This window comes from Streptomyces sp. HUAS TT11 (assembly GCF_051553595.1).
Taxonomy (GTDB): Bacteria; Actinomycetota; Actinomycetes; order Streptomycetales; family Streptomycetaceae; genus Streptomyces.
Map to the genome: position 1 here is coordinate 8597660 of NZ_CP196184.1, position 14320 is coordinate 8611979.

Genomic DNA, 14320 nt, shown 5'->3' on the forward strand with positions numbered 1-14320 from the left:
CTGTCAGGCGCCAGGTGCGCACTGGACGGCAACGAGCGCCACATCGTCGTCCAGCCGGCCGCCCGTGTACCGGACGAGGTCGTCGAGCACCTGCCGGAGGAGGACCTCCGGGTCGCCCTGCTCCGTGCGCCAGCGGGTGCCACGGTCCGTGAGCGGGTAGAACCTGCCCGAATCGTCCCTGGCTTCGGCGAGGCCGTCGGTGTACAGCAGGAACACGTCGTGCGGAGCGCAAGCGACGGTGTCCTGCCGGTAGGCGGCCGGGTCGAGGCTCGCCAGGCCGAGGGGCGGCGCGGGGGCGCGGCCGGACAGGGCGGTGATCCGCTGGTCACGCAGCAGAAGCGGCAGGGGGTGCCCGCAGCTGACCGTTCTCATGACGGCCTCGTCGGTGGGAAACTCCACGAGCAGCGCGGTGACGAAGCGCTCCGCGGCATCGGCGTCGGTGTGGGATGCCTCTGTGACATGGCGGCGCACGCTGCGCTCGAGTGCCGCGGCCAGGTCCGGAAGCGCGGCGTGCTGATGGGCCGCCTCACGGAAGGCCCCGAGCAGCGCCGCCGCATCGTCGAGCGCCCGCAGACCCTTGCCCTTGACGTCGCCGATGACGAGCCGAGTGCCGTACGGGGTCCGCGCCGCGGCGTAGAGGTCGCCTCCGACCCGGGCCAGGCTCTCGGCGGCACAGTACGCCGAGGCCACCCGCAGGTTCGCGATACGGCGGGGGAGCGGCCTGAGAACGACGTGCTGGGTCGCCTCGGAGATCGCCCGCAGCTGACCCGCCTCCTTACGGACGCGCTCCCGGGCACGGCAGAGGGCGACGAGGAACACGGATACGGTGAGCAAGGCGGCGGCGTGGACCGGCATGACGGCAGAGTGGAGCAGGTCGTCACGGAGGTCGCAGACCATCGCGGCCAAGAGCGAGAGGGCGGCCGCGGCGACCGTCCATCGTGCGGTCGAGAGCGCGGCCACCAGGACGGGCGCGGCGATGAGCAGGGAGCCCAGATGAACACTGATGGGCACCACGAAGGCGATCACGCTGATGACCACGACCGGTGCGACCGAAGCGGCCACGGCCGGGCCACGTCCTACGGGACTGCTCAAGGCCTTGTCTCCTTGCCCATCTCCTTGTGAGGTCCCCGTCCGGTGCCGCCGGGCGAGGTGTGCGTCGCCGGGCGAATCAATCATCGAGAAACCCCAGGTCAAGCTTGTGATTCTCGGGGAGTGAGTTTCTTTACAGACATTGACTCTAACGATACTGAGGCCACGGAGATTCCCGGGAGCGGAACGGGTGCGGCACTCGGAGCCCGAGCTTCCGACCGGGGCCGGCATGCGGATGTCCGTATCTGTGGGGAGCTCGTCCGTTCGGCCATGGCGGAGGGTGGGAGGAGGCGGGAGGCTGGAAGCACGACGGATCGGCGGGCGATCAGGTGACGCCGTAGCCGCCGGACCTCACACATGATGCGAAAGGCCAGGTGACGACCATGACCGCCGCTCCTACCGCCGTTGCCGGCGTGAACGTGCCGGACACGAAGCTCGCCCGCGAGGCGACGGAACTGGTGCGTGACACCACCAGTGAGCTGATCTACCACCATTCGCGCCGGGTCTACTTCTGGGGAAGCCTGCAGGGCCGCAACCGCGATCTCAGCTTCGACCCGGAACTGCTCTACATCGGCGCCATGTTCCACGACCTCGGACTGTCCGAGCGCTTCCACGACAGCGGGCGCCGCTTCGAGGTCGACAGCGCGGACGAGGCGCGGCGTTTCCTCTCGGCGCACGGGGCACCGGAGGACAGCGTCCGGCGTGTGTGGACGGCCATCGCCCTGCACACGACACCCGGCATCCCCGAGTTCATGGAGCCCGAAGTCGCACTGGTCACGGCGGGTGTGGAGTACGACGTGCTCGGCATCGGTTATGGGGACGTCGGCGACGGCGACCGTGAGGCCGTCGTCGCGCTGCACCCGCGCCCGGACTTCAAGACGCGCATCCTGCAGGCCTTCACCGAGGGGATCCGCAACAAGCCCGAGACGACGTTCGGAAACGTCAAGGCGGATGTGCTGGCCCACTACGTGCCCGGATTCGAGCGTGGCGACTTCGTACGCACCATCCAGGACTCGCCGTGGGCGGAGTAGGCCGGAGCACCTCCGCGCCTCATGTGGTCGCTGTGATGGCCTTCGACCAGGTGCAGTTGCTGGATGTGACGGGGCCCGCCGAGGTGTTCACCACGGCCAACGCCTACGGCGCCCACTACGACGTGCGGATCGTCTCCGTCACGGGGGAGGACGTGCGCACCTCCTCGGGGGTGAGGGTCGGCGTGGACGGGGGTGCCGAAAGCCTGCCGGAGCGTGTCGGCACCCTGGTGGTGCCCGGCTGTGTTCCCTGGCAACGGGCCATCGCGGACCGGGTGTTGATCGGCCTCACCACCGCCCTCGCCGAAAGGTCCCGGCGGATCGCATCCGTGTGCGCCGGCGCCTTCGTCCTCGCCGAGACCGGGGTGCTGGACGGACGGCGCGCGGCGACTCACTGGGAGCTCACGGGCGAACTGGCCGCCGCCTACCCGAAGGTGGAGGTGCAGGCCGATCCGGTGTTCGTCCGGGACGGCGACATCGCCACGTCGGCGGGCGTGACCGCGGGCATCGACCTCTCGCTCGCACTCGTCGAGGAGGATCACGGATCCGACCTCGCCCGCAGCGTGGCCCGGCACCTGGTGGTCTTCATGGCGCGACCCGGAGGGCAGTCGCAGTTCAGCGTCCGGATGGCGCCGCGGGAGGCCCAGCATCCCGCCGTGCGGCAGGCCATGAACGTCATCGCGGCCGACCCCCGAGCGGACTGCAGCCCGGACGGCATCGCCCGCCACGTCGGCTTGAGCAGCCGGCATCTCACCCGGCTGTTCCGCAACGAGGTCGGTATGACGCCGGGCCAGTACCTCGAGTCGGTTCGGCTGGAGGCGGCCCAGGCGCTGCTCGAGGCGGGCAACGACTCGATCGACGTCGTCGCGGAGGAGTCGGGGTTCGGTTCGGCGGAGACCATGCGCCGGGTTTTCCAGCTCACGCTGGGGGTGGCCCCGACGACCTACCGTGCCCGCTTCCGTACCACCGTGCCACAGGCTCGCTTCCAGCTCAGTCCCTGATGCGCCGGACCGTTGACCGGAAGGACCGCCGTCAGCGCGGTCGTATGCACAAGGCCCGTACAGCGGCTCGAAGCACCTGGTCTTTGGGTCAGGAGCGCGGGCCCGGACGTCGTGGTCGGTCCTCCGTACGCAGGCCGTGGTGGCGCAGGCGCAGTCTGCGCTGGACCGCTCCGGCCTCTGCTTCCCCTCGGCGGCGGTGACCGAAGGGAAGCAGCGGCCCCGGGGCCGGAACGGTCATGTCGGCGGGACCGGGAGGCGAAGGCCCCGTTCCGTCATTCCGTGACGGAGTAGGAGTGGGCGCCGGTGCCGGCGAGCGCACCCCCGTCCACGATGAGGTACTCGTCCCGGATCGGGCGTCCCGCGAACCAGGACTCCAGGATCTCCCGGGTGCCCGCCGCGTAACGGGCCTGGGCGGACAGTGACGAGCCGGAGATGTGCGGGGTCATCCCGTGGTGCGGCATGCTGCGCCACGGGTGGTCGGCCGGCGCCGGCTGCGGGAACCAGACGTCACCGGCGTAACCGGCCAACTGCCCGCTGCGAAGGGCGCGTTCGATGGCGTCCCGGTCGACGATACGGGCGCGCGCCGTGTTGATGAGATACGCCCCGCGCTTCATCGTGCCGAGCAACTTGTCGCCGAAGAGGCCTTCCGTCTCGGGGTGCAGCGGAGCGTTGATGGTGACCACGTCGCAGTGCGGGACCATGTCGGCAGCGCTCTCGTGGAAGGTGAGGCCCAGCTCCTGCTCCACCTCGCGGGGCAGCCGGTGCCGGTCGGTGTAGTGCAGCTTCACGTCGAAGGGGGCGAGACGGCGCAGCACCGCGAGCCCGATGCGGCCCGCGGCCACCGTGCCGACGTGCATGCCCTCCAGATCGTAGGAGCGGGCCACACAGTCGGCGATGTTCCAGCCACCGTCCAGGACCACCTGGTGCGAGGGCAGGTAGTTGCGGACGAGGGACAGCGTCATCATCACCACGTGCTCGGCGACACTGATGCTGTTGCAGTACGTGACCTCTGCGACCGTCACACCGTGGGAGATGGCGGCATCGAGGTCGACATGGTCCGATCCGATGCCGGCGGTGACGGCGAGCTTGAGGTTCTTGGCCGCGGCGATGCGCTCGGGGGTCAGATAGGCCGGCCAGAAGGGCTGGGAGATGACGATGTCGGCGTCGGGCAGTTCCCGGTCGAAGACCGAGCCGTCGCCGTCCTTGTCGGAGGTGACGACCAGGGTGTGCCCGGCCTCCTCCAGGAAACGGCGCAGACCGAGTTCGCCCGAGACGCTGCCGAGGAGGTGGCCCGGGGTGAAGTCGGTCGACTCGGGGGTGGGAGTGGTCTGTCCACCGGGGTAGTGGCCGATCACGGGGAGATCGTCACGGGCGTACGAGGTCGGGTATCCGTCGGTGGGGTCTTCGTACAGAACGCAGAGCACCTTGGCCATGTCGCGGCTCCTCAACTCCGATGTGCGGGAGCTCTGCTGAACTCCCGTGCGGGAAGGTGCACTTCACGATCCTCGTGGTCGAATGCGCAGGTCAAAGCGAATGTCGCTATGCCCGTATAGCCAATGGCTATCAACTCCCGCTGCCCCGTCCGACGTCGAGGTGCGTCTTGAGCAGTTCGTCGAGCGCCTCCCGTACGCCGGCCTGACGCGCCACCCTCAGGAGGGCCCCGGCCAGTACGGACGGAGGGTTGTCCGGGCCTGTCACCAGCCCCACGCGCGGTCCGCGTGCCGGCCCCTCCAGTGGAATCACCCGCATTCCGTCCGGCACGCCGAACATGTGCAGCCACGCATGTGAGATCACGCTCGACCAGCGGCCGCCGGGGAGGTGTGCGTACAGTCCGGCGACGCTGTCCGACTCGATCGCCGGGGCGGCCACGGCGCCGTCGGCCGCGAAGCACTCGTCCATGATCCGGCGGTTGCGCATGCGTGCGCCGAGCAGGCACAGCGGTAGTGAGGCGGCCTGCGACCAGCGCGCTGTGGACGCGCTGGCCATCGGACCGTCGGCCGGGGTGAGGAGCACATAACGCTCCTCGTACAGCGGGAACCGCCGGGCGCCGCGCAGGCTTTCGTCGTCGAGGTACGTCATCGCCGCATCGAGCTCGAAGTCGCCCAAGCGTTGCCCGATCTCGGCGGACGACAGCGAATCGACGCTCACCCGGGCCCGCGGATGACTCTCGCAGAACGGAGTGGTCAACAGGGACGCGGCGGGCAGCGCCGTCGGGACCACGCCCAGCCGCAGCGTGCCGGTGAGGCCGCCGCGAAGTTCGGACAGCTCCTGGTGCAGGGCGTCGCGCTCGGCGAGGATCCGGTGCGCCCAGGCCAGCACCAGCTCACCCTCCGGGGTCAGCCCTTCGTACCGTCTGCCGCGACGCACGATCGAGACGTTCAGTTCGTGCTCGAGGCGGCGTATCCCGGCGGACAGTGAGGGCTGCGAGACATAGCAGGCGGCCGCCGCCCGGGCGAAGTGCCGTTCGCGTGCGAGGGCGACGAGGTATTCCAGCTGACGCAGCAGCATGGTGCGGCCTCCGGACAGGGTTCGGCCGCGGGCGAGCGGTTCCCCATGGAGTCCGGCGAACTCCCCCTGCCCGTCGGCGAGATGACACTCGAGGGCCCGGTGGCAGCGGTTCCCGATCCGTTCGGTGCGGCGGGGCGCTGTGTCATGGGCGGACGTAATCTACGGCGCCCCTCCGGCACTGTCGATCCGGGCGCCGGGGGATCTCGCCATCGAGTGCCCGTGGTGTCTGCCCGCCGGCCCCTCGATCCCGTCGTCGACGGATGGCGACGGAGGGTGTCCGGGCGGCCACGACCGCCTGACGGGGAGGAGGGCCGCGCCCCTGCCGGTGACGTCCTTGCGGGCCTGCTCGCCCGTGTTCGCACCCCTCCGACGTGCTGTGATGAGCCTCACCGCAAACATGAGGCACCCCTCGAGTACGCTGGCACAGGTGAAGATGAGGGGACCCTCCGGATGAGGCCCCCGTCACTCGGAACCCGACTGGTCCGGAAACTCCGGATCACGGCACCACGGCGGTCACCTGGCCGCCGGACCTTCGGAAAGACAAGGAAATGACCATGAATAAGATGATCAGGCGCGCATCGATCGCTCTCGCTTCCACCGCGATGGTCGCAGGAGCCGTCCTCGGCGCCGGAGGCGCGGCCTCGGCGGCGACCGCGGGACCCGTGGAGCACGCCCAGGCCTCGGTCACCGCGTTCGACGCCGGCCACGCACGTGACGGTTACCACACGGAGCGCCACGAGGGCTGGAACCGCGGCTGGTACAGGGACGACCACAAGGACCTCCGTCATGGCCACCACTCCGCGTGGGAAGGACGTGGAAACGTCCACCACGTCCGTGGCGGGGACGACCACCGGTGGGTCGCCACGGCCTCGTCGCACGGTGTCAGCGCCGAACGCTGGTATCAGGACCAGCTGGACCTGTTCAACCTCTGATACGACCGCAGGTCGTCGTGGTTTCGCCGAGTCGCAAGGACGTGGCCCGAGGGCGCGCCCTTGCCCCGTCGGCAGACCGCTCGCCGGACCTGAGTCGGCCCCGGGCCGATGGGATCGCTTTCCGGCCGAACGGGGTACACGGAGAAGCCGTGTGCGCTGTCTTCGCCTTCCGACGCTTCAGGGCGCGCTGTGATGCCACCAGCCCCCGAAGCGCTGCGGGGCGATCGGAGTGCCGGACCGGCGGGTGCAAGGGAATGAGGAACAGTGAGATCAGTCAGAACCGTGGCACATGAGCTGCCCGTGCGACTCGTCGTGTCGCACGAGATGTCGATGGAGATGTTCGCAGGGCTCTGGTACGAGGCCGACGACCCGTATGCCGTGCGGGCCGCCTTCTATCCCGTGGACCGGAGCGGACGGGTCGAGTGGGCCCTCAGCCGTGAGATGTTGGTGCAGGCGTTGAGCGAGCACACAGGGCAGGGCGATGTCCGGATGTGGCCGGCCGGCGGCTCGGGACGCGACGTGCTGTACCTCTCTCTTCGTTCCCCGCGGGGCTCCGCCCTGCTCGAACTCCCCGCACAGAGCGTGGAATCCTTCCTGCGTGAGACATGGTCCCTGGTGCCGCTGGGGGCGGAGTCGGAGCGGCTCGACCTGGACGGCGAGCTTGCGCAGCTGCTGGCGGGAAGCTGAATGTCGCTCCCTGGATGACGGGCGCCCCTGGAGCGTGTGGGTCCGGCGGCCGATCGAGGCACCGGGCCCGTTGTGTGACCGGAGTCATCCGAAGCCCACACGGTGTCGAAGCCTCCTTCGACCCCCTCGACGAACTTTCCCCGTGCCGCGGACGTGTGTCCGGCGGCGGGTGGTGGCGTCGCCTCGTCGACAGCGGGACGCACGGGACGGGCGGGCATGCACAATCGGTGTCACCTCGGTCTTGACCGGAGTGCGGCGCTGAGAGCCGGGCCGACGGCGGGATCGGCGGGTCGAAGGCCGACGCCGAGTGCCTGGGCGAGGCGGTGCAGAAGACCGCGTGGAGCCGGCGGACCGTGGTTCTCGTCCTCGGGCACGGCTTTCGGAGCACAGTGTCCCATCGGTGTGCGGCACCGGGGCCCAAGTCCCCGCCGGGACGTCGCGGAACAGCCGGTCGTGGTCGACGCACGGCCGACCGACGTCTTCCCGGGCTCCTTCCCCCCTGCCGGCCCGCGCTGACGACGACCTACACGCCATTGTCGTAGGGGCCGAACTCCCCCTGGAAGTCCGCTCGGCCGCATACGGCCGGACTGTCGTCGCCACCTGTCCGCTCCGGCGATTCTCGTGGAGCTGGGTTCGAGAAGGTGGGACGCAAGAACGCGAGGTTCCGTCCGTGCATTCGGCCCAGCCCGGGCATTCGGATTCCCTCGCCTCGACGAGCCACTCCCTGAGCACCCCCGGACTCGGCGATGGCGTCCGCGGGGTCAGTTCCCCATGGGAGTGGGGCTACTCTGCCGCATCGGCGGTGGGGTCCGCCACGAAGAGGCGGAGACGGTAGGTGGTCGGCTGCATCAGGCGCCCGCACAGTGTGTCGATGCGTACCGCCGCCCAGTCGATCGGCTGGTCCGACTCCCGCAGTCGGTGGATGTGGGCGCGCCACTCCGACTCGTCCTGGGTCTCGAAGAGAACGTCCCAGTGGCCTGCGCCCGCCGGGAAACGGGCGGCGGCCTGCTGCCATGCGTCGTGTCGTCGACGCTTCCTCCTGCGCTGTCCCGGCATCGGATCAGCTTCGCCGGATCGCACGCGGGCGGCAAGGTGTGACCCGTACCGACCCACCGGACCGTGCTGATCACATGTCAGAAGGCAGCTGCCGCCCGCCGACCGTATCGGCGCGGGCGGTCACACCTCTTCGTGGCACTCGCCGCATTCCTCTTCGGGGCACTCGACGGTGGTCAGCATCTGCTCCACCTGCCGGGCGGTCAGCGGGGGTTCCGGCAGTTGCTCGTGCGAGCAGTCGGCACGGAAGGCGTCGAGCATCAGGTGCAGATGGCGACGCCAAGCTCTGGGCGCCACGGTACGGGTGGCCTGGATGATCCCGGCCTGCGACCAGATCACGAAGGCGAGGTCTTCCGGGGTGACGTCGTCGCGGAGCACACCCTGCTCCTGGGCGTTACGGAAGATCTGGGCGCCCAGTTCCTTCGCGCGTGCGTCCATGTTCCGGCTGATCGCGTGGGTGGGCAGCCGGGCCGAGATCAGGTCGTTGAAGGCCCGGTCGCAGGCCTGGAGCTCACACAGCTTCTCCAGGTAGCGGCAGAACCCTCGCCAGGCGTCGTCCATGCCCGCGGCATCCTCGGCCGCGACGAGCAGGTCCGTGAACTTCGCCGTGAAGAGCTCTTCGATCAGATCGAGGCGGCTGGGGAAGTGTCGGTAAAGCGTTCCGATCGCGACGCCGGCCTCGCGGGCTATGCCCTCCAGCGAGGCGCCCAGGCCCTGTTCAGCAAAGGCCTTGCGGGCGGCGCACACGATCGCGTCCCTGTTGCGCTGCGCGTCACGGCGCAGCGGCTTGGCCGACGCCTGGGACGCGGACAGGACGGTTCGCTGGCTCATGCACCGAGCGTAACATGAGGGACCCCTCGAAATAGGGGGACTGTGACCTTGTAGACACCGTGACCTGCACTGCTCCACGGGCACGGCGACGGGGCGCGCACCTGTTGGGGTGCGCCCCGTCGCAGGGTGAAGCCTCAGGCCGCCGGAGCGGACGCCCGCGGCCCTCGCTGCTTGAGCTGATCGGCGACGGCGGTGAGCAGTTCGTCGGACAGGCCGGCGTCTGCCACGGCCCGGGACATGAGGACCGCGCCCACCAGCGCGCTGAGGGTGAGCATCGCCTCGGCGCGGGTCTCCTCGGACTCCTCGTCGAGCCCGGCGATCAGGTCCAGATAGGTGCGGACCTGACGTTCGTAGGCCTCTTTGAAGTGCTCGTCGCCGCGGCCGGCGGCGGCACCCAGGGTGACCAGGGCGCATCCGGTGGCCGGCGAGTCGCGGTGCTGCTGCCTGAGATAGGCGTCGATGAGGCCGGTCCGCGGTTCCTGCTCGTTCTTCCGTGCGGCTCGCTCCATCTTCGCCGAGCCCTCGGCGAGGGCCAGGCCCGCGGCCTGGGCGATCAGGTCCTCACGCGAGGCGAAGTGCTTGTAGAAGCCGCCGTGGGTGAGTCCCGCTTCCTTCATGAGGTCCGCGATGCCCGGTCGGGTCACGCCCTCCGCGCGCACCTTGCGAGCCGCTATGCGGAGCACCCGCTCGCGGGACGCCGCCTTCTCCGCCTGTGAGTGCCCCATGCCGGGCCTCCCTCCGAGAAATGGCGCAGACGCCGATAGAGATTTAGATGACGCACATCATACACATGGGTTCGAAGTTTGGACTGAGCTGCCGATATTTGACTTACAGGATGATGGGAGTAATCCTCACTTCTGGATGCTGTCCATCATCCAGATTTTGAGGAGAGACCATGTCCGAGACCTACGACCCGCACCGCACGGCGGTGCTGCTCGTCGACCCCTTCAACGACTTCCTGTCCGAGGGAGGCAAGATCTGGCCGCGGCTGCAGGCCCAGGCCGAGGAGGTCGGTCTGCTGGACAATCTGCGCTCGGTCGTCGCCTCCGCCCGCGAGTCGGGCGTGCAGGTGCTGTTCGTCCCGCACCGCCGCTGGGAGCCGGGGGACTACGAGACCTGGGACCACCCCAATCCCACCCAGCGCAACATCATGAAGTCGCAGAGCTTCGCCCGCGGGAGCTGGGGCGGGGAGTTCCACAGCGACTTCCGGCCGCAGCCGGGTGACGTCGTCGTCCAGGAACACTGGGGGCAGAGCGGGTTCGCCAACACCGACCTGGACCTCCAGCTCAAGCAGCACGGCATCAGCCATGTGGTGCTCGTCGGCCTGCTGGCCAACACCTGCATCGAGTCCACGGCACGCTTCGCCATGGAACTCGGCTACCACGTGACGCTGGTCCGCGATGCCACGGCCGCCTACCGGCCCGAGATGATGCAGGCCGCGCACGAACTGAACGGTCCCACGTTCGCCCACGCGATCCTCGGCACGAGGGAGCTCGTCGCCGCCATCGAGGGGGGCAAGGCGTGACGCTGACCGGAGAACTCCTGATAGGAGCAGCCGCCGTGCCCGCCTCGGCAGGCACGATGAAGGCGCTCAACCCGGCCACCGGAGAGCTGATCGAGCCCGAGTTCGCCTTCGGCGGTCACGCCGAGGTCGACCGCGCCGTCCGTCTCGCCGACGAGGCCTTCGACAGCTACAGCCACACCGGCCTGGCCGAACGGGCCGCGTTCCTGGACCTCGTCGCGGACAAGCTCGAGGCGGTCAAGGGTGCACTCGCCGCACGCACCTCGCTGGAGACCGGCCTGCCCGCCGCCCAGTTCGAGGGCGAGACCCTCCGGACGGCCGCGGTGTTCCGCAAGTTCGCCACCGTCGTCCGCCAGGGCCGCTTCCTCCAGGCGACCATCGACCCCGCTCAGCCGGACCGGCAGCCCGCACCACGCGTGGACCACCGGATGCAGAAGGTGGCCCTGGGCCCTGTGGTGATCTTCGGCGCGAGCAACTTCCCGATCTCCTACTCGGTGGCGGGCGGCGACACGGCCTCCGCCCTGGCCGCCGGCTGCCCCGTCGTCCTCAAGGCCCACAACGCCCATCCGGGCGCTTCGGAGATCGCCGGTCGTGCCATCCGGCAGGCCGTCGCGGAGGCGGGGCTCCACGAAGGCGTCTTCTCTCTGGTCCGGGGCCCGGGCAACGAGATCGGTGAGGCCCTGGTCGATCACCCCCTGGTCCGGGCGGTCACCTTCACCGGTTCCGAGGCCGGTGGCATGGCTCTCTTCCGCCGCGCCCAGCAACGTCCCGACCCCATCCCGGTGTTCACCGAGATGACCAGTGTCAACCCGACCTTCGTCCTGCCCGCCGCCGCGGCGGCCCGCGGTGCGGAGATCGGCGCGGGCCTCGCGCAGCGTGCGCAGTACAACGTCGGGCAGGCCTGCCTGAAGCCGGCCGTCCTGCTGGGCGTCGACGGCCCCGGCTTCGAGGAGATGCGCGACGCGGCGAGGGCCGAGGTGGAGAAGGTGGCCGCGCGGACCATGCTCACGCCCGGCATCCACGACGCCTACACACGCAATGTGCAGCGGCTGGAGGACAGTGGGGCCACGCGTATCGGCGCCGGCCCCGAGCCGATACGCACATGGGACGGCCAGTCCCTGCTGTACGAGGTGAGCGGTGAGCAACTGCTGGCCGACCCGGCCCTTCGCGAGGAGGTCTTCGGCCCCGCTGTCCTGCTCGTCCGGCTGACCGGCCTCGGGCAGCTCTTCGAGGCGGCACGCGCCTTCCGGGGGCAGCTGTCGGCCACCTTGCACGCCGACCGGCCCGACCACGCCGCCGCGGCACGGCTCCTGCCCATCCTGGAGCGCCGTACGGGCCGCATCGTGGTCAACGCCTTCTCCATCCCCCAGGAGGTGTCCTACGCCTCCGTCCACGGTGGACCGTTCCCCGCGACGTCGGACAGCCGGTTCACCTCCGTCGGAATGAGCGCGATCGAGCGGTTCCTCCGTCCGGTCACCTACCAGGGGTTCCCGGACGAACTGCTGCCGAGGCCGCTGCGCGAGGCCAACACGCTGCACCTGTGGCGGCTCGTCGACGGCGAACTCACCCGCGACTGACCCCGCGCCCCGTCCCGTTCACCGAACAGGGCCCGTCCCGGCGCCGGCGTCCCCACGCCGGTGCCGGGCCCCCTGCGCCCCTGCTCACCTCCGTGCCTCCGTGAAGGGCCCCATGACCGCACCGCCCCCCGTCCCGGCCATGAAGCGCGGCACCATCCCTGTCTTCGCCGTCGCCACCGCCGTCACCGTCGCCAACATCTACTTCACCCAGCCCCTTCTCGAGCGGATCGCCCTGGACCTCGGTGCCTCCTCCACGGCCGCGGGAGGCGTCGCCACGGCCGGCCAGATCGGCTACGCCCTGGGCATCGTCGCGATCGTCCCCCTCGCCGACCGTGCCCCGCTGCGCAGGGTCTCCCGCATCCTGCTCACCGTCACCGCGCTCGCCCTGCTCGCCGGAGCGCTTGCCCCCTCGATCGCATTGCTGAGCCTTGCGACCCTCGTCCTGTCGACGACCACCGTGGTCCCTCAGATCATCATGCCCACCGTCGCCTCGCTGGCGGCCAAGGGCCAGGCGGGCCGAGCCCTGGGTGCCGTCGGCACCGGACTGACCCTGGGAGCCCTGCTCTCCCGCACCGTCTCCGGAGCGCTGTCCCAGGCGACCGGAACATGGCGCGCCGACTATGTCGCCGCCGCCCTCGTCACGGCCTCCCTCCTGTTCGTCCTGCCCGGATACATGCCGGAGCGCGCTGCGAACACCGGCAAGGACACGCCCGGTTACCTGAAGCTGCTCGCGTCCATGCCCCCGCTCGTCCTGCGCCACCCCGCCCTGCGCCTGTCCGCTCTCCTCGGTGCGGCGGTGTACGGCGCCTTCTCGTCGTTCTGGGCCACCCTGGCCTTCCATCTGTCCCAGAAGCCGCTGGAACTCGGACCGGCCGCGGCGGGACTGTTCGGTCTCAGCAGCGTCCCGGGCGCCCTGGCGGCCCGTTACTCCGGACGGCTCACCGACCGCTATGGCCCCGACACCGTCAACGTCATCGCCCTGGCGTCCGCCACCACCGCCTTCCTTGTTTTTCTGCTCGACGGCGACTCACTGGCGGCCCTCGTCATCGGATGCAATCTGCTGGGCTACGGCACCACCAGCGCTCAGATAGCCAACCAGGCCCGGATCTTCGCAGGGCCCCTGGCGGTGCGGGCCAGGCTGAACACCCTCTACATGTTCTCCCTGTTCGCGAGTGCCGCGGTCGGCTCCGCTCTCGCCGTGACGCTCTTCGAGAGCCATGGCTGGACGGCGGTGGCGTGGGAGGGGATGGCCTTCCTCGCCGTGGCGGCGCTCATTCTGACGATGCACGCCGTCAACAGGCGCGGCACCCCTCGAGGCCCGGGGACCCGGAGTGCCTCCCATGCCGCCCTCCCTGCGCCCACCGTGGGCGGACACCGGTAGTCGCTCCGCGACCCGCGGAAGAAAGGAACACCTCCATGGCCACCCTCCACCCGACAGACACGAACAGCGAACGCCAGGCCCGCGAAGCGGTGCGCAGACGGCTGATCGGCGCATGGACACTCGTGTCGTACACCGCGACGAGCACCGACGGACATGTCATCCACCCGCTCGGACCAGCACCCCGGGGGCTGATCGTCTACACCGCCGACGGCTACATGTCCGCCCAGTTGAGCCGTGGCGACCGTCCGGCCACGGGATCCGAACGCCTCGAGGACACCCCACCGGAGGAGTTGGCCCGGGCCGCGGTGACCTATATCGCCTACGGAGGCCCCTTCGACGTCGTGGCCCCGACCACCGTCGAGCACCACGTCACGACCAGCCTCTTCCCCGATTGGGTCGGCCGGCCCCAGGTACGGAAGGTGACGTTCGACGGCACATGCCTGAAGCTCGGTCTGGTCAACCCCGTCCGCATGTGGGGTGGGTACCGCACGGCGGAACTGACCTGGCGGAAGCCGGACTGATCGTCCCGCCCCACCGTCCCGGCCCGCCGGCGCCCTCGAGCACGGCAGCGTCAGGTGCTCCGGTCCGCTGTGCGTCGACCCTCTTCGGAGTGGCCCGTGGCAGAGGACCGGCGGGTCACCCCCGGTCCGTCGCTCCATCCTCGCTCGTCCAGCGGGGACGCAGCGGGTCGTGGGGATGACACACGGCCGG

The 14320-nt window shown here is 70.0% G+C and carries 14 protein-coding genes; 8 read left to right on the forward strand and 6 right to left on the reverse strand.

The genetic code is table 11. The annotated features are described in order from the left end of the window. Nucleotides 1-3: 3 nt before the first annotated feature. Nucleotides 4-1092 carry a PP2C family protein-serine/threonine phosphatase gene (locus ACSHXN_RS38700; RefSeq protein WP_355131433.1) on the reverse strand — a complete coding sequence of 363 codons (1089 nt, stop codon included), beginning with the start codon at nt 1090-1092 and terminating at the stop codon, nt 4-6. 380 nt (nt 1093-1472) lie between these two features. On the opposite strand from ACSHXN_RS38700, the gene ACSHXN_RS38705 reads away from it, so the two are divergent. Both ACSHXN_RS38705 and ACSHXN_RS38710 read left to right on the forward strand, forming a co-directional pair. Beyond that, nucleotides 1473-2120 carry an HD domain-containing protein gene (locus ACSHXN_RS38705; protein WP_356109839.1) on the forward strand — a complete coding sequence of 216 codons (648 nt, stop codon included), beginning with the start codon at nt 1473-1475 and terminating at the stop codon, nt 2118-2120. Between the two features lie 35 nt (nt 2121-2155). Beyond that, a complete protein-coding gene (locus ACSHXN_RS38710) occupies nt 2156-3118 on the forward strand; it encodes a GlxA family transcriptional regulator (protein WP_355131429.1) in 963 nt (320 codons plus the stop codon). Nucleotides 3119-3390: 272 nt separating this feature from the next. Here ACSHXN_RS38710 and ACSHXN_RS38715 read toward each other — a convergent pair whose 3' ends face one another. Further along, nucleotides 3391-4551: an NAD-dependent formate dehydrogenase gene (locus ACSHXN_RS38715; protein WP_355797076.1), complete on the reverse strand. Its 1161-nt coding sequence runs from the start codon at nt 4549-4551 to the stop codon at nt 3391-3393. A gap of 130 nt (nt 4552-4681) precedes the next feature. Further along, entirely contained in the window at nt 4682-5626 is a 945-nt protein-coding gene (locus ACSHXN_RS38720) for a LysR family transcriptional regulator (RefSeq protein ID WP_356109834.1), read from the reverse strand. A gap of 554 nt (nt 5627-6180) precedes the next feature. Between ACSHXN_RS38720 and ACSHXN_RS38725 the strand changes: the two genes are divergently transcribed. Both ACSHXN_RS38725 and ACSHXN_RS38730 read left to right on the forward strand, forming a co-directional pair. Next, complete coding sequence (locus tag ACSHXN_RS38725; protein WP_355131423.1) at nt 6181-6558, forward strand: hypothetical protein; 378 nt, start codon at nt 6181-6183, stop codon at nt 6556-6558. A 264-nt stretch (nt 6559-6822) separates the two neighbouring features. Beyond that, a complete protein-coding gene (locus ACSHXN_RS38730) occupies nt 6823-7245 on the forward strand; it encodes an SsgA family sporulation/cell division regulator (protein WP_438305626.1) in 423 nt (140 codons plus the stop codon). 783 nt (nt 7246-8028) lie between these two features. Here the strand turns inward: ACSHXN_RS38730 and ACSHXN_RS38735 are convergent. The 3 genes from ACSHXN_RS38735 to ACSHXN_RS38745 all read right to left on the reverse strand — a co-directional run bounded on the left by ACSHXN_RS38735 (nt 8029) and on the right by ACSHXN_RS38745 (nt 9854). Continuing rightward, the gene (locus ACSHXN_RS38735) at nt 8029-8301 is read right to left on the reverse strand and encodes a hypothetical protein (RefSeq protein ID WP_355131419.1); all 273 of its coding nucleotides are present in this window, start codon (nt 8299-8301) and stop codon (nt 8029-8031) included. 120 nt (nt 8302-8421) lie between these two features. Continuing rightward, nucleotides 8422-9129 (reverse strand): TetR/AcrR family transcriptional regulator, encoded by a 708-nt coding sequence (locus tag ACSHXN_RS38740; RefSeq protein ID WP_438305630.1) that lies wholly within the window; start codon nt 9127-9129, stop codon nt 8422-8424. Nucleotides 9130-9263: 134 nt separating this feature from the next. Beyond that, the gene (locus ACSHXN_RS38745; RefSeq protein ID WP_356109831.1) at nt 9264-9854 is read right to left on the reverse strand and encodes a TetR/AcrR family transcriptional regulator; all 591 of its coding nucleotides are present in this window, start codon (nt 9852-9854) and stop codon (nt 9264-9266) included. A gap of 170 nt (nt 9855-10024) precedes the next feature. Here ACSHXN_RS38745 and ACSHXN_RS38750 point away from each other — a divergent pair, with 170 nt between their 5' ends. The 4 genes from ACSHXN_RS38750 to ACSHXN_RS38765 all read left to right on the forward strand — a co-directional run bounded on the left by ACSHXN_RS38750 (nt 10025) and on the right by ACSHXN_RS38765 (nt 14130). Further along, entirely contained in the window at nt 10025-10654 is a 630-nt protein-coding gene (locus ACSHXN_RS38750) for an isochorismatase family cysteine hydrolase (RefSeq protein WP_438305634.1), read from the forward strand. Then, complete coding sequence (locus ACSHXN_RS38755) at nt 10651-12228, forward strand: aldehyde dehydrogenase (NADP(+)) (protein WP_438305636.1); 1578 nt, start codon at nt 10651-10653, stop codon at nt 12226-12228. The genes ACSHXN_RS38750 and ACSHXN_RS38755 overlap by 4 nt, the downstream gene beginning before the upstream one ends. Before the next feature lie 112 nt (nt 12229-12340). Then, nucleotides 12341-13609 (forward strand): MFS transporter, encoded by a 1269-nt coding sequence (locus tag ACSHXN_RS38760; protein WP_438305638.1) that lies wholly within the window; start codon nt 12341-12343, stop codon nt 13607-13609. Between the two features lie 35 nt (nt 13610-13644). Beyond that, the gene (locus ACSHXN_RS38765) at nt 13645-14130 is read left to right on the forward strand and encodes a lipocalin-like domain-containing protein (RefSeq protein WP_383353419.1); all 486 of its coding nucleotides are present in this window, start codon (nt 13645-13647) and stop codon (nt 14128-14130) included. Nucleotides 14131-14320 lie beyond the last annotated feature (190 nt).